The sequence below is a fragment of the Kitasatospora sp. NPDC094015 genome (assembly GCF_040304075.1).
GTDB lineage: Bacteria > Actinomycetota > Actinomycetes > Streptomycetales > Streptomycetaceae > Kitasatospora.
Window position 1 is genome coordinate 1 of record NZ_JBEOUL010000091.1, and the last position, 1,330, is coordinate 1,330.

At 56.9% G+C, this 1,330-nt stretch carries 1 rRNA gene; it reads left to right on the plus strand.

Annotation, left to right across the window (positions count from 1 at the left end):
• Positions 1 to 52: 52 nt before the first annotated feature.
• Positions 53 to 1,330 (plus strand): 23S ribosomal RNA (locus ABT014_RS34500); the annotation flags it as partial.

A 1,330-nucleotide genomic window follows, 5' to 3' on the forward strand; every position in this document is an offset into this window, starting at 1 on the left:
GGTGGGTGTCTGGTCGTTGTTTGAGAACTGCACAGTGGACGCGAGCATCTGTGGCCAAGTTTTTAAGGGCGCACGGTGGATGCCTTGGCACCAGGAACCGATGAAGGACGTGGGAGGCCACGATAGGCCCCGGGGAGCTGTCAACCGAGCTTTGATCCGGGGGTGTCCGAATGGGGAAACCCGGCAGTCGTCATGGGCTGTCACCCATACCTGAACACATAGGGTATGTGGAGGGAACGCGGGGAAGTGAAACATCTCAGTACCCGCAGGAAGAGAAAACAACCGTGATTCCGGGAGTAGTGGCGAGCGAAACCGGATGAGGCTAAACCGGAGTGGTGTGAGACCCGGCAGGGGTTGCCACTTCGGGGTCGTGGGAGAGTTCTTCGGTCGTCTGCCGGCGATCGGGTGAGTCAGAAACCGTATGGGTAGTCGAAGGACATGCGAAAGGTCCGGCGTAGAGGGTAAGACCCCCGTAGACGAAACTTGTACGGCTCACTTGAGCTTTTCCCAAGTAGCACGGAGCCCGAGAAATTCCGTGTGAATCTGGCGGGACCACCCGCTAAGCCTAAATATTCCCTGGTGACCGATAGCGGATAGTACCGTGAGGGAATGGTGAAAAGTACCGCGGGAGCGGAGTGAAATAGTACCTGAAACCGTGTGCCTACAAGCCGTGGGAGCGTCGTTCGTCAGCTTGCTGGCGGGCCGTGACTGCGTGCCTTTTGAAGAATGAGCCTGCGAGTTTGCGGTGTGTAGCGAGGTTAACCCGTGTGGGGTAGCCGTAGCGAAAGCGAGTCCGAATAGGGCGTTTGAGTTGCATGCCCAAGACCCGAAGCGGAGTGATCTAGCCATGGGCAGGTTGAAGCGCGGGTAAGACCGTGTGGAGGACCGAACCCACCAGGGTTGAAAACCTGGGGGATGACCTGTGGTTAGGGGTGAAAGGCCAATCAAACTCCGTGATAGCTGGTTCTCCCCGAAATGCATTTAGGTGCAGCGTCGTGTGTTTCTTGCCGGAGGTAGAGCACTGGATAGGCGATGGGCCTCACCGGGTTACTGACCTTAGCCAAACTCCGAATGCCGGTAAGTGAGAGCACGGCAGTGAGACTGTGGGGGATAAGCTCCATGGTCGAGAGGGAAACAGCCCAGAACACCGACTAAGGTCCCTAAGCGTGTGCTAAGTGGGAAAGGATGTGGAGTCGCAGAGACAACCAGGAGGTTGGCTTAGAAGCAGCCACCCTTGAAAGAGTGCGTAATAGCTCACTGGTCAAGTGATTCCGCGCCGACAATGTAGCGGGGCTCAAGTACACCACCGAAGTCGTGTCATTCACACATG